This is a genomic window from Halorubrum sp. SS7 (assembly GCF_005435055.1).
GTDB classification, from domain to species: Archaea; Halobacteriota; Halobacteria; order Halobacteriales; family Haloferacaceae; genus Halorubrum; species Halorubrum salinarum.
On record NZ_SGXV01000510.1, the window covers coordinates 1 to 291 of the forward strand.

The 291-nt window shown below is 64.9% G+C and carries 1 pseudogene; it reads right to left on the minus strand.

The window, feature by feature from the left end:
- Positions 1-291, minus strand: a pseudogene (locus tag EXE44_RS18980) (glutamine synthetase); the annotation flags it as partial.

The following is a 291-nucleotide window of genomic DNA, read 5'->3' on the forward strand; positions in this document are numbered from 1 at the left end:
GTCGGACCACGCGACGTAGATCGGCGCCTCGTAGCCGGGAACGAGGCGCTTGTAGGAGTTCACCGTCGGGTTGGTAACGGCCGTGAACGCCTCCGCGTGATTCAGGACGCCGCCCATGAACTGGTAGGCGGTCTCGCTCAGGTTGAACTCGTCCGAGTCGTCGGCGAAGGCGTTGTTCCCGTCCTCGTCGAACAGCGAGATGTGGCTGTGCATCCCCGAGCCGTTTATCTCGGCGATCGGCTTGGGCATGAACGTCGCGTGGAGGTCGTGCTGCTCGGCGACCGCGCGGAC